The 21,421-nt window shown below is 37.6% G+C and carries 22 protein-coding genes and 2 pseudogenes; 10 read left to right on the forward strand and 14 right to left on the reverse strand.

The features are described 5' to 3' along the window. The first annotated feature begins 237 nt into the window (after positions 1-237). Positions 238-453 (forward strand): DUF3820 family protein, encoded by a 216-nt coding sequence (locus tag ACJJVZ_RS14925; protein WP_405601602.1) that lies wholly within the window; start codon positions 238-240, stop codon positions 451-453. 111 nt (positions 454-564) lie between these two features. Here ACJJVZ_RS14925 and ACJJVZ_RS14930 read toward each other — a convergent pair whose 3' ends face one another. From ACJJVZ_RS14930 to ilvY, 5 genes are all read right to left on the reverse strand, one after another. Further along, positions 565-1,806: an ATP-binding protein gene (locus ACJJVZ_RS14930; RefSeq protein ID WP_405601604.1), complete on the reverse strand. Its 1,242-nt coding sequence runs from the start codon at positions 1,804-1,806 to the stop codon at positions 565-567. 26 nt (positions 1,807-1,832) lie between these two features. Further along, positions 1,833-2,525 carry a response regulator gene (locus ACJJVZ_RS14935; protein WP_077537297.1) on the reverse strand — a complete coding sequence of 231 codons (693 nt, stop codon included), beginning with the start codon at positions 2,523-2,525 and terminating at the stop codon, positions 1,833-1,835. 14 nt (positions 2,526-2,539) lie between these two features. Next, entirely contained in the window at positions 2,540-2,920 is a 381-nt protein-coding gene (locus tag ACJJVZ_RS14940; protein ID WP_405601607.1) for a DUF3019 domain-containing protein, read from the reverse strand. 1 nt (position 2,921) lies between these two features. Next, on the reverse strand, positions 2,922-3,800 hold the full coding sequence (locus ACJJVZ_RS14945; protein ID WP_405602067.1) for a MipA/OmpV family protein: 879 nt from the start codon (positions 3,798-3,800) through the stop codon (positions 2,922-2,924). 247 nt (positions 3,801-4,047) lie between these two features. Beyond that, on the reverse strand, positions 4,048-4,953 hold the full coding sequence (gene ilvY / locus ACJJVZ_RS14950; RefSeq protein ID WP_405601609.1) for an HTH-type transcriptional activator IlvY: 906 nt from the start codon (positions 4,951-4,953) through the stop codon (positions 4,048-4,050). 138 nt (positions 4,954-5,091) lie between these two features. Here ilvY and ilvC point away from each other — a divergent pair, with 138 nt between their 5' ends. Together ilvC and ACJJVZ_RS14960 are read left to right on the forward strand one after the other, a co-directional pair. Next, the gene (gene ilvC, locus ACJJVZ_RS14955) at positions 5,092-6,564 is read left to right on the forward strand and encodes a ketol-acid reductoisomerase (RefSeq protein WP_405601611.1); all 1,473 of its coding nucleotides are present in this window, start codon (positions 5,092-5,094) and stop codon (positions 6,562-6,564) included. A gap of 145 nt (positions 6,565-6,709) precedes the next feature. Further along, positions 6,710-8,629, forward strand: a complete 1,920-nt coding sequence (locus ACJJVZ_RS14960) for a methyl-accepting chemotaxis protein (protein WP_405601613.1) — start codon at positions 6,710-6,712, stop codon at positions 8,627-8,629. A gap of 187 nt (positions 8,630-8,816) precedes the next feature. Here ACJJVZ_RS14960 and ACJJVZ_RS14965 read toward each other — a convergent pair whose 3' ends face one another. After that, positions 8,817-9,140 (reverse strand): GIY-YIG nuclease family protein, encoded by a 324-nt coding sequence (locus ACJJVZ_RS14965; protein WP_405601615.1) that lies wholly within the window; start codon positions 9,138-9,140, stop codon positions 8,817-8,819. Positions 9,141-9,246: 106 nt separating this feature from the next. On the opposite strand from ACJJVZ_RS14965, the gene ACJJVZ_RS14970 reads away from it, so the two are divergent. Then, the gene (locus ACJJVZ_RS14970; protein ID WP_077537290.1) at positions 9,247-9,606 is read left to right on the forward strand and encodes an outer membrane protein assembly factor BamE; all 360 of its coding nucleotides are present in this window, start codon (positions 9,247-9,249) and stop codon (positions 9,604-9,606) included. A 56-nt stretch (positions 9,607-9,662) separates the two neighbouring features. Here the strand turns inward: ACJJVZ_RS14970 and ACJJVZ_RS14975 are convergent, their stop codons facing one another. Together ACJJVZ_RS14975 and ACJJVZ_RS14980 are read right to left on the reverse strand one after the other, a co-directional pair. Further along, positions 9,663-9,986, reverse strand: a complete 324-nt coding sequence (locus tag ACJJVZ_RS14975; RefSeq protein WP_077537289.1) for an RnfH family protein — start codon at positions 9,984-9,986, stop codon at positions 9,663-9,665. Then, a complete protein-coding gene (locus tag ACJJVZ_RS14980; protein WP_077537288.1) occupies positions 9,983-10,423 on the reverse strand; it encodes a type II toxin-antitoxin system RatA family toxin in 441 nt (146 codons plus the stop codon). Before ACJJVZ_RS14980 ends, ACJJVZ_RS14975 begins: the two co-directional genes overlap by 4 nt. Before the next feature lie 135 nt (positions 10,424-10,558). Here ACJJVZ_RS14980 and smpB point away from each other — a divergent pair, with 135 nt between their 5' ends. Both smpB and ACJJVZ_RS14990 read left to right on the forward strand, forming a co-directional pair. Beyond that, entirely contained in the window at positions 10,559-11,038 is a 480-nt protein-coding gene (smpB, locus tag ACJJVZ_RS14985; protein WP_405601620.1) for an SsrA-binding protein SmpB, read from the forward strand. Positions 11,039-11,287: 249 nt separating this feature from the next. Next, a pseudogene (locus ACJJVZ_RS14990) lies at positions 11,288-11,719 on the forward strand (TonB-dependent receptor domain-containing protein); the annotation flags it as partial. 61 nt (positions 11,720-11,780) lie between these two features. Here ACJJVZ_RS14990 and ACJJVZ_RS14995 read toward each other — a convergent pair. From ACJJVZ_RS14995 to fadR, 3 genes and pseudogenes are all read right to left on the reverse strand, one after another. Then, the gene (locus ACJJVZ_RS14995; protein WP_007378637.1) at positions 11,781-12,386 is read right to left on the reverse strand and encodes a peroxiredoxin; all 606 of its coding nucleotides are present in this window, start codon (positions 12,384-12,386) and stop codon (positions 11,781-11,783) included. Positions 12,387-12,630: 244 nt separating this feature from the next. Next, positions 12,631-13,074, reverse strand: a pseudogene (tnpA, locus tag ACJJVZ_RS15000) (IS200/IS605 family transposase). Between the two features lie 99 nt (positions 13,075-13,173). Then, positions 13,174-13,887: a fatty acid metabolism transcriptional regulator FadR gene (gene fadR / locus ACJJVZ_RS15005; RefSeq protein WP_182700904.1), complete on the reverse strand. Its 714-nt coding sequence runs from the start codon at positions 13,885-13,887 to the stop codon at positions 13,174-13,176. Positions 13,888-14,653: 766 nt separating this feature from the next. Here fadR and dsbB point away from each other — a divergent pair. After that, positions 14,654-15,172 carry a disulfide bond formation protein DsbB gene (gene dsbB / locus ACJJVZ_RS15010; RefSeq protein WP_405601623.1) on the forward strand — a complete coding sequence of 173 codons (519 nt, stop codon included), beginning with the start codon at positions 14,654-14,656 and terminating at the stop codon, positions 15,170-15,172. A 5-nt stretch (positions 15,173-15,177) separates the two neighbouring features. Further along, complete coding sequence (locus ACJJVZ_RS15015; RefSeq protein ID WP_405601626.1) at positions 15,178-15,480, forward strand: DUF6170 family protein; 303 nt, start codon at positions 15,178-15,180, stop codon at positions 15,478-15,480. A 109-nt stretch (positions 15,481-15,589) separates the two neighbouring features. Here the strand turns inward: ACJJVZ_RS15015 and ACJJVZ_RS15020 are convergent, their stop codons facing one another. Beyond that, positions 15,590-15,886: a helix-hairpin-helix domain-containing protein gene (locus tag ACJJVZ_RS15020; RefSeq protein WP_138586988.1), complete on the reverse strand. Its 297-nt coding sequence runs from the start codon at positions 15,884-15,886 to the stop codon at positions 15,590-15,592. A 313-nt stretch (positions 15,887-16,199) separates the two neighbouring features. On the opposite strand from ACJJVZ_RS15020, the gene ACJJVZ_RS15025 reads away from it, so the two are divergent. After that, positions 16,200-16,517, forward strand: a complete 318-nt coding sequence (locus ACJJVZ_RS15025) for a YebG family protein (protein WP_182700907.1) — start codon at positions 16,200-16,202, stop codon at positions 16,515-16,517. A gap of 74 nt (positions 16,518-16,591) precedes the next feature. Here ACJJVZ_RS15025 and putP read toward each other — a convergent pair whose 3' ends face one another. Next, positions 16,592-18,070: a sodium/proline symporter PutP gene (gene putP, locus ACJJVZ_RS15030; protein ID WP_405601631.1), complete on the reverse strand. Its 1,479-nt coding sequence runs from the start codon at positions 18,068-18,070 to the stop codon at positions 16,592-16,594. Between the two features lie 858 nt (positions 18,071-18,928). On the opposite strand from putP, the gene ACJJVZ_RS15035 reads away from it, so the two are divergent. After that, entirely contained in the window at positions 18,929-20,155 is a 1,227-nt protein-coding gene (locus tag ACJJVZ_RS15035; protein WP_405601633.1) for an EAL and HDOD domain-containing protein, read from the forward strand. Positions 20,156-20,681: 526 nt separating this feature from the next. Here ACJJVZ_RS15035 and ACJJVZ_RS15040 read toward each other — a convergent pair. Beyond that, complete coding sequence (locus tag ACJJVZ_RS15040; RefSeq protein WP_077537276.1) at positions 20,682-21,413, reverse strand: VacJ family lipoprotein; 732 nt, start codon at positions 21,411-21,413, stop codon at positions 20,682-20,684. Between the last annotated feature and the right edge of the window lie 8 nt (positions 21,414-21,421).

The raw sequence follows: 21,421 nt of genomic DNA on the forward strand, positions 1-21,421 counted from the left end.
CAACCCTAAAAAAAACAGGTACACTGTTAACATTGATTAAATAAGAATCTATGTTCCAACAATAAATTAATTTTCAATCGACTAATTAATGTTCCACATGATCATATTAATCAATATAAAATCCTAAATGTAAGGGCCTACTCCTTATACAATAGGCTGTTTCTTGCCCGTCACAGCCTATTTTATCTCTTCTAAATGCCATACACTAAAGCTCCTTTTGTATGTTTAGATGAGCCAATGGATCCAAAACAATTAAAAATTGCTATAAATACAAAAATGCCTTTTGGTAAATACGCAGGCCGGCCATTACTGATGTTGCCCGAGCCTTATTTAGTTTGGTTTAAACAACAAGGTTTTCCTGACTCTAAGCTTGGGAGTCAATTAGCGATGATATATGAAGTAAAGCTCAATGGACTAGAACAAATGCTAATGCCCTTATTAGACAAAAAATAAAATAATTAGAAACTTTTTTAAAAGTATACGGTCTATTACTTTGCTACTTGTTGATTTTGGTTTCCAACCATAAAAAAAACGCCTTCGGGCGTTTTATCTTTTTATTAGAGCCTATTGGTTTATAGGTAAGCTAATAATGAACTTAGCCCCGTTAAGAGCCGAATCCTCAACACAACATCCACCTTGATGCCATGAGACTATTTTAGATACAATGGCAAGCCCAAGGCCAAACCCCCCTGTTTGTTTACCTCTACTCTTATCTAAACGTGTGAAAGGCTTAAATACATTTTCCCGATCTGTTTTAGCAATCCCCATTCCATCATCTTCAACAATAAAGACGATAGCGTGCTGCTCAGCTCGCAATGTTATTTTTATTTGATTTGTTGCATATTTAATCGCATTACCGATTAAATTTTGAAATGCTCTGGCCATAAAATGACAATCGCATTTATAGTTTAATTCATTTGGTAGGTTATAAATAAGATCCACTCGTGTGTCAAAATTTAACTTTTCCACACTTGTTTTAACCAATTTGACCAAGTCACAATTAGCCGGTTGTAAACTCGGTTGTTGAGAGTCTAATCTCGCATAGTCAAGCATTTCAGAAACTAACAACTCTAATTCACTAATATCCATTTGCATATTAGTTAAGTATTGATCATTTTTTTCATCCAGAAGTTGGTCTTGTAGTATGGCGACGGCAAATTTTAAACGTGCCAGTGGCGTTCTAAATTCGTGAGAAACAGATGAAGTGAGCTCTTGTTGCGCTGTTAATAAAAACGTTATGCGCTGCTGCATTACTTTTAAAGTATCGGTAACAGGCAAAAAAAATGATTTAGACGTGTTAGTTAATTGAAAATCCTGTAAACCTTCCACTGCCTCACACGATTGTCGTAACTTCGAAAAATCGCGCCAGAGTAAAAAACTCCAAAGCCCGACTGGAATACCAACAACTATAAGCAATAACAGGTATGGCCAAACAGAGGGAGGTTCAGACGTGATAACATCAATAGGACCAACTTGTAACAACTCCGTTGAATTTAATTGCACATACCAGACAATGCGCTGCTGTTTATCATATAAGTAGAGATAATGATTGTTAGTTAGTTGCGTTTGCTGCTGCTGAGGTAGCATTAAATCGTGCTGGGCAATAATATGGCTTTTAAAATTATCTTTTAGTTTTTTCAAGCCATTTGGTGTTTGAGAAAGCAATAAAAGCGATTGGCCAAACTCGTCATCTAATAGTACTTGTTGTTGCGATTCGTCGTATGGCCACAATTGTTCAATAACACCACTGACTACGAATAAAGAAACAATGATGTAAACATACAAGCTTGCAAACAATTTTCCCATTAAAGACGATTAACCCTAAACATTAATTATAAATCCCATGCATCAGAAACAAACAAATAACCTTGCCCCCACACCGTTTTAATACGATACGGCTTATCGCTGTTATCACCTAGTTTTTTGCGGATCCGAGATACGCGTACGTCAACTGTTCGATCAAGCCCATCGTATTGACGACCTATCATATGTTGATGTACATGCTCTCTACTGAGTACTTCACCAGCATTTGATGCAAGTAACCAAAGTAATTCAAACTCATGGGATGTAAGAGTAATTTCGGTATCACTTAATTTAACTATACGACTTGTTTTATCAATTATTAAATCGCCAAACTGCAACTCGTCATTTACTCTTTCTATGGGTTTCCCCCTGCGTAATAATGCATTGATTCTGGCAAGCAGTACACGCGGCTCTGCCGGTTTTATAACGTAATCATCAGCGCCGAGTTCTAAGCCAAGAACTTGGTCAAAATCCTCTCCTTTAGCTGTAAGCATCAGAATCGGTAAAGTATATTTATCACGAACTTGACGACATACACTAAAGCCATCTTTGCCTGGCAACATAACGTCTAAAATAATTAAATCTACTGTATTATTTTCAAGGTAATTCAATACTTCATCACCGCGATCTAACACAGCAACCTCTAAACTATTATGTTCAAGATAATCTTTTGTTAATTGTTGTAAGCCTAGATCATCTTCAACAAGTAGAATTTTTGGCATTGGTTGCTCCTAATTTAAAAAAAGCTCCACGGTGAGCGAAGCCTGCGCTTATTTTTTTTAGCATGAGCGCTTTGCACTTCAACTTGTGTTTTTGCTAATAGCACACCCGTCTGAGAATTGATTAAGGAGTATATGGTCTCTACATGAACACGCGCTTTATAATTAAATTGCCCTGAACGTTGCTGTTGCCAGCAATGTATTTTCTCATTTTGCTGATACAAACAAGCATCAACAATCTCATCTAAACGCCAATTAAATTGTAAATCAAGATCGCAAAACTCTTGCTGCTCAGAAACCACACATACTTTAGGAGAAACGCTAAAGGGCGCAGCCTGCGTCGTACTAAGACTACTAAACACAAGCGCAGTAAACACAATAAACATTAAATACTTCATATTAAAACGTATGATCTAATCCTATAAAGGCAGTCATCGAATAAGAACGTTCAAAGAGCGGACTGCTATCCATAGCTGAATAGTCATAATAGGCTAAATGAAAACGAAGAGAGTTAGCCTTACTCAATGGCCAACGGGCGTCGATTTTAGCATAAGGCTGCCAACTACTACCAACGTCTATTTTATCAAACTGAGTTTCACCTGCTTTTAATCCATAAAAATAGTTATTTAGCTCAGCCGATTTATAATTAATGCCCATCGTCTGTTTTAATTTAAGTTGACCTATTTGCGTATGATATTGCCACTGCATTGCAGCATGTATTCCATTATAAACACTCGTTATGTCGTGTAATGCTTGAATAGAAAATACATTCGCATCATTTTTCACATAGTGATAAGCAGCACCAGCATCAAATGCAATATGGCGTTTTTGTACATCGTTTATATTAGCGTATTTTGCCGGTGAAGAATTACCTTCATCTACGGCTTGACTACTTAATGGACCACTGGATAAAGAAAATATATTTCTAGGGTGCCAATTGATAAAAAAACGAGACTCTGTATTTAACTCACTTACAAAGTTAAAATGATGCTTTGAAGTTTGTACGAATGAATACCCGAGTCGACCATTATCAAAAAACCATTGCTCTGCATAAAAAGCAACTTGCGGGATTAGTACTAAAGGAATGTTATCACCACCGCGTAAAGGGTTTGTAATAACCCCGATCCCAGCGCTCAAACTTAAATGCCATTGCTCGGTAGCTATATGTTGATCTTTAAAACCATCCTCGGGGCTATCGCTTTGCTGCGAACAGGCAGAAAAGCAAGCAACCAGAGTTGCATAAAGTATGGTTTTTAATATCAAAGAATTAAACCGCATCAGCAATATGTCAAAAATTGAAATAATTAGGCTATCTATAATAGCAAACTCGTTTTGAACTAGCTGTAGTTGGTTACAATCATTCACAATTTGTATACGTATTTATTAACTTTTCATTTCATTTACGTTTAAAGATGAGAAAAATACGTAAGCAATACAGCACAATTGATAAGTAAATATTTAACATTAGACAATATTACACGGCTTGGGCTAAAGCCATTTATTGGCCCTATTTATTCATGATGTATCATATTGCTTTTGCAGCTAACATCTGGGCAATATTCCATAAAGCACTGATTGCAGGATCATTTAGTTCCTTTTTTAACACGGCCAAACCTATGTCAAACCCATCAGGAGCTTGCATTTTTGGTGTTAATATTTGCACTTTATCTTTTAGTGGGCTGTTATCGAGTACTATTTTAGGAACCATCGCAACACCGAGCCCTAGACTCACCATAGATACCATTGCTTCATGCCCTGCAACGTGCGCATAAATTTTTCCGTGAATATTATTTTTGCGCCACCAATGCTCCAACCTTTGGCGAGAAAAGCCTTGCTCGGGAACGATAAACTCAAGCTCAGACCAATTAATGTCATCATTGCTTTGTGTTAATTTTTCGGTGATTGGACACTGAATTTTTGGCCCAATAAATAATAATGGAGAATAACCTATTTCTACAAAGGCAATTTGTGCTGGTAATTTACTTGGTTTAGCGGCAATTGCCATTGACTCATGTCCATCAAGTACCCGATTGATAGCCAAAGCGGGATCGCCAGTATTCAATGTTATTTCTATGTACTGATGCTGTGCACGAAGTTGTTCCAATATTTGATGCAAAAAGCTATAAGACGCAGTAACCGAGCAATAAATACTCACATTGCCATAAATATGCTGCTGAGGGTCTTTTATATTTGCTTTAAAGCGCTGCCAATTAGCGAGCGTTGCTGTGGCGTAATCAATAAACAACTCCCCTTCTCGCGTTAATTTTACACTGCGGTTATCACGGATAAATAATGCCAACCCCACCTCTTGCTCCAAGTACTTGATGTTGCGACTCAGCGTAGGTGCACTTATGTGGCAAAGCTCACTTGCGCGTGCAAAATGGAGTGTTTTAGCTAATGCTAAAAAGTAGTTTAAATGTTTATGATCCATACCAGACCCTGTATTTCATATTATGAAACACTTTAATTCAAATATATCATTTTACGCAAGTAACGATTTTGCATATGGTGTTTGTAAGCGCAGTAAACATTGCGCATCTAACAAACATGACTTTATAGGACATTAACAATGGCGAATTATTTCAATACCCTACCTTTACGCGAGCAATTAGCGCAATTAGCGCAATGTGAATTTATGGACGCAGGCGAATTTGCCGATGGCGTTGACGTACTTAAAGGTAAAAAGCTCGTTATTGTTGGTTGTGGCGCACAAGGTTTAAATCAAGGTTTAAACTTACGCGACTCTGGTTTGGATGTTTCTTACACATTACGCGCATCAGCTATTTCTGAGCGTCGCCAATCATTTTTAAATGCATCTGAGAACGGTTTTACTGTTGGTACTTATGAAGAATTAATTCCCACAGCTGACGTCGTACTTAACTTAACACCAGACAAACAACATACCGCTGTAGTAAGTGCAATTATGCCATTGATGAAAAAAGACTCAACACTTGCTTACTCTCATGGCTTTAATATTGTTGAAGAAGGCATGCAAGTACGTAAAGATATTACTGTAATTATGGTTGCGCCTAAGTGCCCAGGCAGTGAAGTACGCGAAGAGTATAAACGCGGTTTTGGGGTTCCAACTCTAATTGCTGTTCACCCAGAAAATGATCCTCAAGGTCATGGCCTAGCACAAGCTAAAGCGTATGCAGCGGGTACTGGCGGACATCGTGCTGGTGTACTTAAATCATCATTTATTGCTGAAGTTAAATCTGACCTAATGGGCGAGCAAACCATTTTATGTGGCATGTTACAAACGGGCTCTATTTTATGTTTTGATAAAATGGTAGAAAAAGGCGTTGATGCGGGTTATGCATCAAAGCTCATTCAATATGGCTGGGAGGTGATCACTGAAGCACTTAAGTACGGCGGCGTTACCAACATGCTTGACCGTCTTTCAAACCCTGCAAAAGTAAAAGCGTTTGAACTAAGCGAAGAGCTAAAACTGATTATGCGCCCGCTTTATAATAAACACCAAGATGACATCATCGACGGTACTTTCTCACGCACTATGATGGAAGACTGGAATAATGATGACGTAAACTTACTTAAATGGCGCGCAGAAACAGCAGAAACTAACTTTGAAAAGACCCCTGCTGGCGATGTAGAAATCTCAGAACAAGAATTTTTTGATAACGGTATTTTAATGGTAGCAATGGTTAAGGCAGGCGTTGAACTTGCATTTGAAACCATGACAGCAGCCGGCATTATCGAAGAGTCAGCTTACTACGAGTCATTACACGAAACGCCATTAATCGCTAATACTATTGCGCGTAAAAAGCTTTTTGAAATGAACCGTACTATCTCTGATACTGCAGAATACGGCTGTTATTTATATAACCATGCATGTTTACCATTACTTGCTGATTTTATGAAAAACGTTGATACAGACATTATTGGTAAAGGCCTTGGCGATCACAGCAACCACGTTGATAACCAAACATTAATTCAAATCAACGCAGCACTGCGTGAACACCCTGTTGAAAAAGTAGGTGCAAAATTACGTGGTTACATGTCAGCAATGAAAAAAATTGTATAACCCTAAACTTTAAAATTTCGCTTGTTAGAAACCAAGCCCATGTGTTTTACATATGGGCTTTTTTATTTACCTAGCCACAGATTAGCCCAAAGCAAATATTGTGCTAATATATCAATCTATTTAGTTGTAAAAATAAATTACTATAATGATGTTACAAAACCTTTCTATTACTCAAAAAATCACCGTTTTAGGCAGTAGCATTGCTATTTGCGTTGCGGCACTTATCGGCTTGACCTCTGTATACAGTTCTAAAGATATCATTGAACAGCGTATGATTGAGTCTGAACTACCAAGTAAATTACAAACTATAAGTAATCATGTTGGAGGTGAAATAAACACTCTTATCGGAGCCGCCGAGCAACTTTCATCAAACGAATTTATTTTGCAATGGGCGCAAACAGATAGCAAGAACGACGCTCTATTACTTAAAGAGTTAAATCGCTTAGTTAATCAATACGATTTAGCGACTGCATCTTGGGCTAATAGAAACACTGCGCAATATTGGAATCAAAATGGCTTTTTACGCGTTTTACAAAACGATGCAGCCGATGGCTGGTTTTTTGCGTTTAAGCAATCAAAGCTACCTTATTCTATTAGCATCTATCAAGAGTCAGCCAACGATGTGAAAATGTTCATTAATCATCAGCAGCCTAATGGTACTGGCTTAGCGGGCCTTGCAAAAAGTATTACCGAAATGCAAAAGCTGCTGCAGCAATTCAAAATAGAAAAAACTGGCTATGTTTTCATAGCAGATAAGCACGGTTTAATACAACTACACAAAGATGCCAGTAAAGTTGCTAAAGTTAATATTGATGACTTATACGCATCTGATATGCATCGTAAGTTGCTAAGTAGTGCCAGCTTTGTGCTAGAAGAAATAAACTTAAATGGGCAACCGACGCTTGTTGCTGCAACGCCTATTAAAAACACTGATTTATATGTGGTTGCTCAAGTTCCTAAAAGTGAAGTATTTTCAAGCGTTAGCAAATTACAGTGGCAAATTTTTACTTTTACACTTATTACTGCGCTCGTTGCCAGTATAATAAGTTACTTACTTGCGCGTTCACTTTCATCCCCTTTATCTAAAATGGCTGAACTTTTTTCTCGCTTAGGTTCTGGCGACGCTAATTTAGCGTATAGACTCCCTGAATCAAGCCAACCAGAACTAAATTATTTAAGCGACGGTTTTAATCAATTTATCAATAAAATAGAAACCGCCATTAAGCAAGTTGCGAATGAAAGTCGGGACATCAGAACAAGCTCTGACCATGTGTTTGAACAGGCTCAACGAAACTCATTAGCAATTGATAATCAAAAAGAACAAACCATATCTGTTGCTGCTGCAATAAACGAAATGGGTGCGACCGTCCAAGAAATAGCCCAAAGCGCTGCAAAAGCTGCAAAACTAACCGATAACAGTCGTGAAAACACAGAGCAGAGTCATCAACAAGTATTGCAGAGCCAGACGACTATTTCAGCACTTGCCAGCGATATTGATGGAATAACCGAGCAAGTTACCCTGCTTTCTAAGAAAACCGTAGATATTGCAAGTATTGTTGACTCTATTCGGGCGATCTCTGAGCAAACAAACTTATTAGCGCTTAATGCAGCTATTGAATCGGCTCGTGCAGGTGAACATGGCCGTGGTTTTGCCGTCGTTGCTGATGAAGTACGCGCGCTTGCAAATCGCACCTCGCAATCAACGACTGAAATTCAATCAATGATTGAAGAGTTAACAAGAATTTCTGATGATGTTGTTAACGATATAAGTCAATCTAAAGATAAAGCTCAGCAAAGTGTAGGTGCAATGCAAAGCTCGGTTGAGTTGCTTGAAACCATAACTGAAACAGCGAATCAAGTGAATGACATGGCGACTCTAATCGCAACAGCCACTGAGCAACAAAGTAATGTGGTTGCTGGTGTGGGCCGTAATATTGAACAAATTAGCGAAATTAGCGACAAAGCAATGAGCGAACAAATTAATACAGAGCAAGCAATTAGAGATTTAGCAAACAGTGCTCAAACGCTTGACGCTTTAGTTGCCACCTTTGAGAGAAATCGTTAAATACCGAAAACACAACTAAAAAGCTTAATTGTGGGAGCTAATATTTTCAGCTCCCACAATTGAATTCCTGCTGAATCATTTTAGGTAAGTAAATTGATTTAATTTGTTTTATTTTTCAAAGCTTATATAAATTATTATTAGATACACCCAAAACTAACACTGTTGAAATGTCTAGGAACTGCTAATCCTATACCTTGACAATATCTTTAAAATTAATAACGTAGGCTTCTTTTTTAGCTCTTGTCAGTTTCTTTATCTGATATTCCAACTTACTTGCTTCACTTTTACTGCCTACTTTTTGTTGATGGACCAGCAATAATGGCCCTTTTCCTCTAAGGTTTTTAGCACCTTTACCCACTTGATGAGTAATCATACGCTTATCTACATTTGTGGTAATTCCTGTATACCAATGCCCAAAACGTGTTTGCACTATGTATAAGTACCAAGTAGAAGTACTTTTAACGTTATTATCTTCAATTGACTGTAAACTTTTTTCATTATCAATGGTCAAAACATTACCTTTGCACCCTTAACAAAAAACAATTGCTAAAAGGGTTTTACCTTCAGTGACTAATCGGTATCATACAGATTATAAAAAATAAGGATCACAACTAACAATGCAGTCGTTAAAAACTTTTTCTCTTTGGCTTATCGTTGCTCTAACTCTTAGTACAGCTGCGGGCTGCTCAAGCTGGGTGTACAGAATCAACATCCCTCAAGGTAACTTTTTAGAGCAATCTGATGTTGAAAAACTTCGTGTTAGTATGACTCGAGAGCAAGTTATTTATGTACTAGGTAAACCGATTGCCGAAGACGCCTTTGACAAAAATACATGGCGTTATGTTTACAGCTTCAACAAAGGGCGTAAAAACGAGCAACAAAAATCATTAGTTATTAAGTTTGAAAACGAAAGACTGGTATCTCTTGCGGGTGATTACGATCAACCAGAAAATTTCAATACGCCACTGGAGCAATAATACTCCAGTTATGCGTTAATAAAAAAGTGAGCCATGCTCACTTTTTTATTTATAGATTAGCGTTCTAATGGTCGCCCACCAGTCACTTTATTTGCTCGCCCCTCTTCTTTTGCTTTTTCAGCGCGTTTTCTGCGCGCATCTTTAGGATCTGCAATTAATGGACGATAAATTTCAACTCTATCACCATTTTTAAGCTCTTGATTTAATTTAACTGTTCTATTCCAAACACCTAAAGTTAATGAAGTAGCCTCTATTTCTGGACATTTTTCTATAATGCCCGATTGGATAACAGCCTGCTCTGCCGTTGTCCCTTCTATAACGTCAATTGATAAACACGTTGCCGTCGTTGGTAACGCAAATACCACCTCAACATTAATCATACTCGTACCCCATAAACTTGCTTTGCACGATTAGTAAATGCACTCACCATATTTTTGGCTACATCATTAAATATTTTACCAAAAGCAAGCTCGATTAATTTGTTTGAAAATTCAAATTCTAGCTCTAAATGAACTTTACATGCTTTAATATCAAGCTCTTGGAAGTGCCAACGCCCTTTTAGCATTTTAAACGGGCCATCAACAAGGCGTAGCAATACAGTTTGCTCATCAACAAAGGTATTTTCTGTGGTAAACCATTTTTTTATACCCGCTTTGGATATTTCTAAACTCGCGGTCATGTTATTATCGTGCTGTGAAACAATTTTTGAGTCTGAGCAATTTGGTAAAAACTGTGAATAAGCCTCTACATCATTAACTAGATCAAACATCTCTTTAGTGCTGTACATAACCAGCGCACTTTTTTCTATTTGTGGCATACTCGCTCCCAACTGTGTGGGCGAATTTTAGCAAGCTTTGCGCGTTTCCCCAAATTTTCATATGGCTTAAATTTTAAAAATATTATTAAAGAAATCGATGTAAAACATCTCACATTACGTATATTATAGGTCACTATGGCTAAGAAAAATTCATCAAAATCGACAAGTAATACCATCGCGCTAAACAAAAAAGCGCGACATGAGTATTTTTTACACGATAAGTTTGAAGCGGGTATTGAACTACAAGGCTGGGAAGTTAAAAGTATTCGAGCTGGTAAAGTAAATATCACAGAAACTTATATTCATCTTAAAAATGGCGAAGCATTTTTACTTGGCGCTCAAATTCAGCCACTTAATAGTGCATCGACCCATGTTATTTGCGACCCGTTACGTTATCGTAAATTACTATTAGGTAGACGCGAACTTGACCGTTTACTCGGCGCTACAGAGCGTGATGGCTACTCTTTAATCGCCACCGCTATGTACTGGAAAAAGTGCTGGGTAAAACTTGAGTTTCATTTAGCTAAAGGTAAAAAGCTACATGACAAACGTGACGACGGGAAAAACAAAGATTGGTCTCGTGAAAAAGAACGCTTAATGAAACACAAAGTATAACTTTAATGCCTAACCTTGTTAGGCATTTTTACTTCATCTATATAAAAATTAAAGCATAAAAAAGTTATTTAAACCTCAGGTTGTGTCAGGCATAGCTTTATTGAGTTGTACGATAACCATCAAGCTCCCTCGGCCTCACTTAATCTAAAAATTCAACAGCCTTTAGGCAGATTAAAAAGCGTCTAATCAGTACTTAAATCCTCTCTCCCCTGCAATTTACAACAATTAAATTACATATAGCAGTACAGGGTACTTAAATTTAATTTTGAGTGGGCATTTCAAGATAAATTTAAAAAAGATGGCCGTGATTACACTGGTGAATATGGTTACCCAGAACACCGCTTCATTTTCTCAACCAACTGGGAAATTGGTGAGTTTAACACCAACGTAAATATCAGTTATGTAGGTGAATTTGAAGATACGCCAGATATCGACTTTGACGGTAATTTAGATTTTGACAGTAATACATCACGCATGATTGATTCACAAACATTGGTTGATTTACAAACCTCATATCGTATAACTGAATCGGCTAAAATATCGCTCGGTGTTAACAATTTATTTGATGAAGAACCACCATTTGCAATTGGTGATGGAGATGGCGATTTATACGGTTATGCATCGGGTGTGCACAATCCTCGTGGCCGTTACTTCTATACTAAAGTAAGCTTATCTTTCTAAATAAAGACACATAAAAAAACCGCCAGTTGGCGGTTTTTTTTATTTAAAGCTAAGGGCTAGATTATAGCTCGCCTTCATTTTCAGATAAGAACTTAGCAACGCCTTCAGGGCTTGCGTCCATACCTTTTTTACCTTCAGTCCAACCAGCAGGGCATACTTCACCGTGCTCAGTGTGGAACGCTAGTGCGTCAACCATACGAAGCATTTCATCGATGTTGCGACCTAGTGGTAAATCGTTCACTACTTGATGACGTACGTTGCCTTCTTCGTCGATTAAGAATGAACCACGAAATGCAACACCCGCTTCTGGATGCTCAACGTCGTATGCTTTACAAATCTCGTGCTTAACGTCTGCAACTAGTGCGTATTGAACTTTACCAATACCGCCGTCTGCAACAGCCGTGTTACGCCATGCGTTATGTGAGAATTGTGAATCGATAGAAACACCAATTACTTCTACGCCACGCTTTTGAAACTCTTCAAAACGCTTATCAAATGCAATAAGTTCAGAAGGACATACAAACGTGAAATCTAGTGGGTAAAAGAAGATAACTGCTTTTTTACCTTTAATTGTTTCATGAAGGTTGTAGCTATCTACGATTTCACCATTACCAAGAACAGCTGCAGCGGTAAAGTCTGGTGCCTGGCGGCCTACTAATACACCCATTTTATTCTCCAAATATTTTGAGTTTGTTATCAATTGCTTTTGCAATACTGGTACATATATGGGCGCTAAAAGCTAAAAACCAATAGCACCTATATATAATTATTCTGTATATTAGATATAAATATTTAAAAAAGATAATCGTATTTTACGATGTGTGCAATCGATAATACCGAACAATAAATAAACATCCCCGGGGCAAGCCCTTCTGCTAACGCAGAGCTCACTTCGTGAGCGGGGTATTTGGTTAGAACATAGCTAACTGATGATCCGAATGGAGTTGGTCATAATTATTTCCTTGGCTTTTCACATACTTTCTTATCATTGATTCGTCACCATGTTTTCCTTCCGTACTTGCAAAATAACCATCTGACCAAAACTCTCCACCCCATAACTGCTTTTTAACATGAGGGCACTTTTTAAAAACCTCTCTTGCCGTTAAACTTTTAATCATCGTTACCAACTTTGTAATGCTGTAGGTTGGTACTGACTGAACTAAAAAATGAATATGATCTTCATCCGTCCCAATTTCTAAAAATTTGATTTCGTAACGTTTTTCTATTTCAACACAAATTTCTGTGATTGCCCTATCAACTCACACATCAAGAACTGCTCTTCTATATTTTGCAGGGAAAACTAAGTGATAAAGTAAAACTGTCACATTGTGGCTTTTATGTATAAATTCGCTCATTACTCAATACTACGCCGCAAGCGGCGGGGAATAAACCCGAAGAGATTTAAAACATCTAAAATGCAAAAAAACCTGCAAATACAGGTTTTTTTCAAGCGTTTAGTCCATTATATCCGATGGCATATCACCACGAATTCTCTGCCAAATTTCGCCCGTTTGATGTCCATATTTACGCATCATCGAAATCGCACCATCGTGCTCTCTATTTTCCGCTAGTACCGTTAGGTCTTTGTAAAACTGGCGAGCAAGTTCACGTGTTCCTGCATCTGAAAAGTAATGACAACCAATTTTTGAATAAAAGCCTCTAAAGCCATTTAGTATTAATACATAAATACGATTGTTACCGGCAACAGCCAGCTCGTGATGCACTTTGTAATCGTAATCAGAGAAGGCTTGAGCGGTATCTTCTAATTCATCACTTTGTGATAAAATCTCAATCACACGTTCTGGGTTTAATTTAATTGCAGCACGCGTATAAATTGCACTGATATTTGTTCTTGCCGATAGAAGTTGATCGGTCAGCTCAGGCATTTTATCTTCATCTAAACGCGCTAAGGTTTCAAGAATATTTAAGCCTGATGTTTCCCAAAAATTATTAACTTTGGTAGGTTTACCATGTTGAATAGTTAACCAGCCATCACGTGCTAAACGTTGTAATACTTCACGTAAAGTTGTTCTTGTTACGCCAATTAACTCTGAGAGTTCCCGTTCTGCAGGTAGAATTGAACCTGGAGGGAAATCACCATTCCAAATAGACTCAACTATATATTCTTCAGCAAATCCTGCTGGACTTTTGGCTTTAAAAATTCTCATTCAATTCCCACTCGAATTAATCTACAACTTATTGTTCACATGAATAGCCGACTGATTGTACCAGACGATGCACAACTAACAAGTAAAGTAATATACATTAGTCAAAGTGACCATACACACCAAAGGTAAGATTGCTGCAGAGCATAAGATTTTTGGCCCAATAAAAGGAGTGATAATAACTTTTAATTGAACAAACTATTAGAATATATCAAATTAAAATCTGACTCATCACTGGACAACTATGTATGAATACCGCAAGTCAGCGGCGTGCTGGCGGTGTTTTTGCGTCTATTTTGTGACAAGTGCGACAGTGCTAGCACCCTGATTTAGGTTCTTGTTAGGCAAGGACCTTAACTGAACTGAAACCTGCCTAGTTGATGATTTAGCGCTATTAATGACTTCTGATACACTTATCATTAATATTTCAGATGTTCTCTTATTATAAAAAGCAACCAGACACCTATTCCCCAATGCTTCTGCAGCCTTGATTTCATTCTTAATAATTAGAATGGGTGTCATCCTAATCCTACTACCGTATATCATGCGCTAACTATAGTTGGCCTTAGCGGTGCCTACTATAGGCTTATAAAGTGATATGGCAGGACTTATGTTATCAATGGGGCTTGGTAGAACACCACACCGCGTCAATTAGGGTTGTATCAAGTGATCATTAATTTTAGTTACTTCGGTCGCTTTTTTTCCTTTTTGTTGCCGCAGACTTTATCCTAAGTCATAATCTAATGCTTTATTTAAACGTGGAATTTTTATGAACTGGCTTGCGCAATTACCCACCCAACGTACACCCTGGCTTTTATTCACCGCTATTGTTTTTTTACTTGAAGTTACTGCCCTATTCTTTCAATACCAAATGGGGCTGGCGCCATGCATAATGTGTATTTATCAACGTACTGCCGTGTTAGGATTGCTTGCAGCTGGTATTGCTGGCTCAATTAATCCTAACAGTAAAGTAACGCGTGTTATTGCCTATTCAATCTGGGGAGTATCAAGTATTTGGGGCTATTTAATAGCACGCGAACATATCGATATGCAAACAACCACAGATCCTTTTGCATTTAGCTGCGAGTTTGAGCCAAACTTCCCGTCGTTTATACCTTTGCATGAATGGATCCCTCACTTTTTTCAAGCGACGGGTGATTGCGGAAACATAGATTGGCAGTTTGCGGGTTTGAGTATGCCTGCTTGGATGGAAATTATATTTGGATTATTTGCTATTACATTTTTTATCGTAATAACAGGTCGCCTAATGTTAAAAAGAACGGTTTAGTCATTATGTTTACTTTTTTTTCTAGTCAACTTACAGAACTAAAGCATTTAAAAATACGCGACAGGCAAGCTGTTATCGCTGATTCATTAACGATGCTTTCACCTTCTGAACGCGTATTGCTTCGTATTATAAAATTGTTGTTACTCAGCCCACTATTTTTAATATTTACCGTATTTAAAGGTTGGATCCTAATACCATTTTTAATCCTTGGCGGACTTTGCTACCCGTTATTAACAACACCAATAGAAATTAACTTCGCTAAAAAAAATCTCAGTGAAGCATTAAAACATTATAATAAGGGCGCTTAAGCGCCCTTTATGCTTATCAGTTTAACAATAAAAAACCTATTTACAGCTCAAACATGACTAACACATTATTAAATATATTTAGTCAAAGGCCAATACGGTTTAATAGGACTTAAAGCTTAACTTTTCCCTCCAACTTAGTCATTAGCTTTTTACCAATCCCCTTAACTTTAGTTAAATCATCTATAGAAGTGAATTCACCATTTTTATCTCTATACTCAACGATTGCCTCGGCTTTCTTATTGCCAATTCCTGGTAATTTCGTTAGTAAACTCGCATCTGCTTTATTTATACTAATGGCTTCAAATTGCGGTATCTGTTGAGTAATTTCAGATAACTGAGCATAAATATTAGTTGCAGGGAGCAAACACAATAAACTTACAAGCAATAAGCTGTTAAATATTTTCATTTTGGCTTCCTTGAATTTTGTTCGAACATTGTTTAAATTTTGCTTAGGAAACATTCAATAAATAAAGTGCTAAAATTAGTTACTTAAAGAATAACTAAGCGCATTATCACTACTATCCGAAATCCTGTAATGCAGCGGGTAAAACAAGTGATTGCTTAACTAAAGTAAAATTACCGTTTTTTGTCAAATTTAGAACGAACTGAAAATAATAAGAGAAACTTGCAAATTACATCACAAACCATTACTGTACATAAAAACAGTAAACTAATGGTTTTTATAAACCACATTGCCACGCAAGCTTGCAGGAGAAATCATGGCTGTTGTTGTTAAATATGTTGTAGAACGAAACGGAGTTGAGCGCATGACGTTTACTACTAAAAAAGAAGCTGATGCCTATGACAAAATGCTCGATATAGCAGAGTCACTTGAGCTAATGCTCGAAAAAGTAGATGTACCGTTAAGTGAGCAACAAATAGAGTCACTGGCCCTGGAAATAGCAAAGAGCAAAGATGACTTTATGGCTGTATTGAAAGGCGCAAAAGATCCTGTGCCGGCTAAAGTCTCAGAAAAAAGTAAAAAAACAGATAATGTTGCTTCGATCAAAAATAGCGACGAAAAACAAGTAAGCTAAAAAAGCATTAAATAAAAAAGGGAGCAACTAAGTTGCTCCCTTTTTTATTACTTAATCCAACTTAAATTAGCTATTTAAAGCTCTTTTTCTACTTCATCAAATAATATTGTTATATCTTCTGCAGGCTCACTTGTTACTAAACTTACAGCGACAATAGCAATACTCGATAAAATAAAGCCAGGTACTATTTCATACATAAAGCTACTTAAGCTCTTGCCATCAATAGTAAATGGACCGTAGATCCAAATAAGTACTGTACATGCACCCACCAGCATACCGGCTAAAGCACCAGCAAAGTTCATACGTTTCCAATAAAGACTAAACAACACCAATGGACCAAATGCAGCTCCAAACCCTGCCCATGCATTACTAACCAAGTCTAAAATAGAGCTATCTCGATCATAGGCTAAGTAGATAGCGAACAGTGCCACAATAGCTACACTAATTCGGCCAACGGTTACCAATTCAAAATCGCTAGCATCTTTACGTAAAAATGTTTTATATAAATCTTCTGTCAAAGAGCTTGAACTAACTAATAACTGTGAAGAAATTGTACTCATAATAGCCGCTAAAATTGCAGCTAATAAAAAGCCAGCAATCAAAGGGTGAAATAGTAGCTCTGAAAGAATTAAGAAAATAGTTTCAGGGTCTTTCACTACAATGTTATTTTCATAAGTATATGCGGCACCAAATATACCTGTAGCAACAGCACCAACGGCGGCAACAATCATCCATGTCATACCAATACGACGAGCCGTTGGCATGTCTTTAACACTGCGTACTGACATAAAACGGACAATAATATGAGGTTGTCCAAAATAACCTAATCCCCATGCCATTGCTGAAATAATACCTAGTGTTGAGCCTGCACCAATCCAATTAAGCATATCTGGATTAACACTGTTTAGGGTCGATTCTAGTGGTTGTTCTAGCAATGAGTAGGCAACAGTAGGCACTAAGATAAGCGCAATAAACATGATACAGCCTTGCACAAAATCAGTTAGGCTCACAGCTAAAAATCCACCAAACAAAGTATACAAAACAACAACACCCGTGGTGACGTATAAACCCATTTCATAGCTTAGGCCAAATGAGCTTTCAAATAATTTACCGCCAGCAACAACTCCCGAAGAAGTATAAAGTGTGAAGAACACAATAATCACAACAGCAGAAACAACACGTAATAAGTTTGATTTATCATTAAAGCGATTAGAAAAGTAATCTGGAATGGTAATCGAGTCATTTGCTTTTTCGGTATAAACTCTTAGTCGAGGGGCGACCAGAAAGTAGTTTAACCAAGCACCTGCAATTAAGCCAATTGCTATCCACGTACTACTAAACCCAGTTACGAACATTGCACCAGGTAGGCCCATTAATATCCAACCACTCATGTCTGAAGCACCAGCTGAAAGCGCAGCTACACTTGGTGATAAATTCCTGCCTCCTAGCATATAGCCGGAAACATCGCTCGTAGATTGTTTATATGCATATAGTCCTATACCCAACATTACAACAAAGTATAACGTCAGTGAAATAATCATTCCTGTTTCCAAATTAGCCTCCGCACAATTATTAATAACAGGCTTTTGATCCGAATATTGACTCTTAATATTTTATAATAAAGACAGTATTAGGATAAAAGCTATTCGTAATGACTATAACATGCCTAATACGCAAATCTCCAACTTGTTGCCTTTTCTGATTTAAAAACATTCACGTTGTACGCTTTTAAATCAAACCATTAGATCCCGTTAATTTTTGAAAAGCGTATTACAAAGTTACCACTCGTTATAAAATAAAGAGCAATGTGTAACGCTCAGCAAAAACGCTTCAAGGAGTTATAAACGTGTTTAACCACAAGGGTGTGATAAATAAAATGTAAACCTAACGCTTAAGCTTGGCTACTTCTCATTCAACACATGAATTTATAAACTTCGCTTTTTTAAATTGAAAATAATTTTAAAGCCCAATTTATCCTAATAATTCACTTGGTTTATAAGTATAATTTACTAGGGCGTGTTGACCTTTCGTGATTGATTTTGCAGCAGACTGTTTGGTATTTGGGCAAGGCAGAGCCTATGTAGTGTGGTTATTCCCCATAAATAGGCGATAACGCAGCATAAATGCCAAACATGCGCTGCCCTTTGAGCTCGATCTAGGGACGATTAACTCTTTGTTACTCGGTTTTTACTTATTCTTACAGGGATGTAAGCCATTAGAGTAACGCAGGAGCAGTTACCTAGCCCACTAGGTTACAAACCTCGCGCCGCGATTAAATCGCCCCTAGATTGAACAAATTTCAATCTACAAAGGTCAACACGCCCTAATACTAAACATTTACATAATGCTATTTTGAATGTTTTACCATATATTATTACACTAATTACTATCTCTACTCATACGGAATGTTTATGTATTTTTATGCTGCACGCCAGCCTATTTTAAACCGCAACAAAGAGCTTATTGGTTACGAGCTTTTATTTCGTGATGGTGTAGACAACGTATTTCCCAATATAGATGGAGATGAAGCAACAACACGCTTAATCGAAGGCAGCCAATTTAACTTTGGTCTAGAAGATTTAACAGACAATAAACCAGCATATATAAATTTCACTTTAGAAACACTGCTAAAAGGTTACCCAACAATACTGGGTAAAGACGCTATCGTTGTTGAAATTTTAGAAACAATCCAGCCTGGTAAGCGTCTACTCGCTATTGTTAAAGATTTAAAAGGCAAAGGCTACACTCTGGCATTGGACGATTATACTCACCAACCAGTTTGGCGGCATTTTTATCCATTTATCGATATTATTAAAATCGACTTTTTAACGTTAGATACCGACAATATTCAAGACATTATTGCTGACTTAAAACAATATCCGCATATCAAATTACTTGCTGAAAAAGTAGAAACCCATGAAATGTATAATTTAGCTTTAGAGCTCGGGTTTGATTATTTTCAAGGGTTTTTCTTTTCAAAGCCTGAAATGGTTCAAAGCAAAGCATTACCGCCATCTGAAATGGCATTAGCTGAGTTACTTTATGAAACCTCAAGCGTTGAAATCAATTTACAAAAGATTACGGGGGTATTTGAACGCGACGTAAATTTATCATATAAATTGCTGCGTTATTCCAATTCAGCTGCATTTGCAAAACGCGCTGAAGTAAACACTATTAAGCAAGCACTTATCATACTCGGTGCAAATGAAATAAAAAAACTACTCTCTTTATTATTTGCAGCACAAGTCTCTGCTGATAAACCCGTTGAGCTGCTTCGATTGTCACTTACTCGTGCTCGCTTCGCCGAGTTGCTCGCAATATCTCATGGACAGTTTAAAGATACTGGCATGGCCTTTTTGACCGGTATGATGTCATTAATGGATGCTATTTTAGATCAAAGCATGGAAAGCGTAATGAGTAAGTTACCGCTGTCTGATGAAATAAAAGCGGCGTTGCTCAAAAATGAAGGGCTACTCGCTAAATACTTAAACCTAGTAAAATATTACGAGCAAGCTAATTGGTCAGCAGCAAACGAAATGACTAAGGAGCTAAATCTAGGAGGCAAAGTGCCCGATGCCTATCACGAAGCGCTTGGTTGGGTGAGCGAGCAAATGCAGTTGATAGTTAACGAAAAATAAATAACCCGAACTCTGGTTAAGATATTTACTAATATATTGAATCATAATGATATTTAAATTTATTTTTCTCTAGGGCCTGTTGATCTTTGCGGATTGAAATTTGTTCAAACTAGGGGCTATTTAATCACGGCGCGAGATTTGTAACCTAGTGGGCTAAGTAAAAACCGAGTAACAAAGAGTAAATAGCCCCTAGGAAGAACCCTTTGGCAGCGTCTGTTTGGTATTAATGCTGCGTTATCGCCTATTTATGGGGAATACCACACTACATAGGCTCTGCCTTGCCTAGATACCAAACAGACTGCTGCAAATTCAACCTTGAAAGGTCAACGGACCCTAGCCATAGATTTTCAGTGAAAACAAGGCGAACTTACGCGTCAATAGCTGGCCTATTGCAAGTGAATTCAACGTAGTTAGCGCTGAAAATAGCGGCTCGAGATATATTTATTATCCAGAATTCAAGTTAGCTATATAAACAGCAAACAAAAACACCAGCATTTAGCTGGCGTTTTTGTAAGTGGCTTTTTAATTACAGACTTTCTAGAAAATCTTCATCAAAATCCGCAGGCTCTTCTTTTACTGGCGGATTACCATCATATAGTTCATATATTTGACGTTGAAAGTAAATATCTTTAACAAATAAATATGGGTCGAGCGAATCATTCAGCAAACCTTCTTGAGGGATTAACGATGCTCGCGCTTCAACGGCTTTTAAAACAAAGACTAAAATTGTTTGTGGTGTGGTCAGTGCTATTTTAGGCAAGGCGATATTATCAACAACATCACCTGTTAAATTACGGGCAGTCGTTGGCCCCATACCTGGGAGCATTAAATAAGCACCATCACCGACGCCCCATACACCCAGAGTTTGGCCAAAGTCTTCATCTACAACTTCAAGACCTAATGAGCTCGCAACATCAAAAATACCAAATATACCCACCGTCGAGTTAACTAAAAAACGCGCTAAGCTCACGCCTGCATTTCCTGCTTTACCCTGTAAACCAGCATTTATCATATCCACTGGTGCTGTAATATTATCAGTGAAATGTACAACACCTTGTCGAACAGGTGCTGGCGTTACTGTTATATAACCGACTGCGGCTGGACGTAATATGTATGCATCTAGTACATCCATATTAAAGTCATACAGCGGGCGATTAATACTTTGCAGCGGATCTCTATCATCTACTTTGCTTTGTGGTACCTGAGCACAACCGGCCAGTACCAATAAACATAAAAATGTGAAACTATGTTTTAACATCTAACGTC

Origin of the sequence: Pseudoalteromonas sp. Ld19 (assembly GCF_045064135.1) — a bacterium.
Lineage (GTDB): Bacteria > Pseudomonadota > Gammaproteobacteria > Enterobacterales > Alteromonadaceae > Pseudoalteromonas > Pseudoalteromonas aliena.

Excerpts from the sequence above, each read along its gene's own strand:
- ACJJVZ_RS14925 (WP_405601602.1), top strand. The coding sequence starts at position 238 with ATGGATCCAAAACAATTAAAAATTGCTATAAATACAAAAATGCCTTTT.
- ACJJVZ_RS14930 (WP_405601604.1), bottom strand. The coding sequence starts at position 1,806 with ATGGGAAAATTGTTTGCAAGCTTGTATGTTTACATCATTGTTTCTTTA.
- ACJJVZ_RS14935 (WP_077537297.1), bottom strand. The coding sequence starts at position 2,525 with ATGCCAAAAATTCTACTTGTTGAAGATGATCTAGGCTTACAACAATTA.
- ACJJVZ_RS14940 (WP_405601607.1), bottom strand. The coding sequence starts at position 2,920 with ATGAAGTATTTAATGTTTATTGTGTTTACTGCGCTTGTGTTTAGTAGT.
- ACJJVZ_RS14945 (WP_405602067.1), bottom strand. The coding sequence starts at position 3,800 with ATGCGGTTTAATTCTTTGATATTAAAAACCATACTTTATGCAACTCTG.
- ilvY (WP_405601609.1), bottom strand. The coding sequence starts at position 4,953 with ATGGATCATAAACATTTAAACTACTTTTTAGCATTAGCTAAAACACTC.
- ilvC (WP_405601611.1), top strand. The coding sequence starts at position 5,092 with ATGGCGAATTATTTCAATACCCTACCTTTACGCGAGCAATTAGCGCAA.
- ACJJVZ_RS14960 (WP_405601613.1), top strand. The coding sequence starts at position 6,710 with ATGATGTTACAAAACCTTTCTATTACTCAAAAAATCACCGTTTTAGGC.
- ACJJVZ_RS14970 (WP_077537290.1), top strand. The coding sequence starts at position 9,247 with ATGCAGTCGTTAAAAACTTTTTCTCTTTGGCTTATCGTTGCTCTAACT.
- ACJJVZ_RS14975 (WP_077537289.1), bottom strand. The coding sequence starts at position 9,986 with ATGATTAATGTTGAGGTGGTATTTGCGTTACCAACGACGGCAACGTGT.
- ACJJVZ_RS14980 (WP_077537288.1), bottom strand. The coding sequence starts at position 10,423 with ATGCCACAAATAGAAAAAAGTGCGCTGGTTATGTACAGCACTAAAGAG.
- smpB (WP_405601620.1), top strand. The coding sequence starts at position 10,559 with ATGGCTAAGAAAAATTCATCAAAATCGACAAGTAATACCATCGCGCTA.
- ACJJVZ_RS14995 (WP_007378637.1), bottom strand. The coding sequence starts at position 12,386 with ATGGGTGTATTAGTAGGCCGCCAGGCACCAGACTTTACCGCTGCAGCT.
- fadR (WP_182700904.1), bottom strand. The coding sequence starts at position 13,887 with ATGAGAATTTTTAAAGCCAAAAGTCCAGCAGGATTTGCTGAAGAATAT.
- dsbB (WP_405601623.1), top strand. The coding sequence starts at position 14,654 with ATGAACTGGCTTGCGCAATTACCCACCCAACGTACACCCTGGCTTTTA.
- ACJJVZ_RS15015 (WP_405601626.1), top strand. The coding sequence starts at position 15,178 with ATGTTTACTTTTTTTTCTAGTCAACTTACAGAACTAAAGCATTTAAAA.
- ACJJVZ_RS15020 (WP_138586988.1), bottom strand. The coding sequence starts at position 15,886 with ATGAAAATATTTAACAGCTTATTGCTTGTAAGTTTATTGTGTTTGCTC.
- ACJJVZ_RS15025 (WP_182700907.1), top strand. The coding sequence starts at position 16,200 with ATGGCTGTTGTTGTTAAATATGTTGTAGAACGAAACGGAGTTGAGCGC.
- ACJJVZ_RS15035 (WP_405601633.1), top strand. The coding sequence starts at position 18,929 with ATGTATTTTTATGCTGCACGCCAGCCTATTTTAAACCGCAACAAAGAG.
- ACJJVZ_RS15040 (WP_077537276.1), bottom strand. The coding sequence starts at position 21,413 with ATGTTAAAACATAGTTTCACATTTTTATGTTTATTGGTACTGGCCGGT.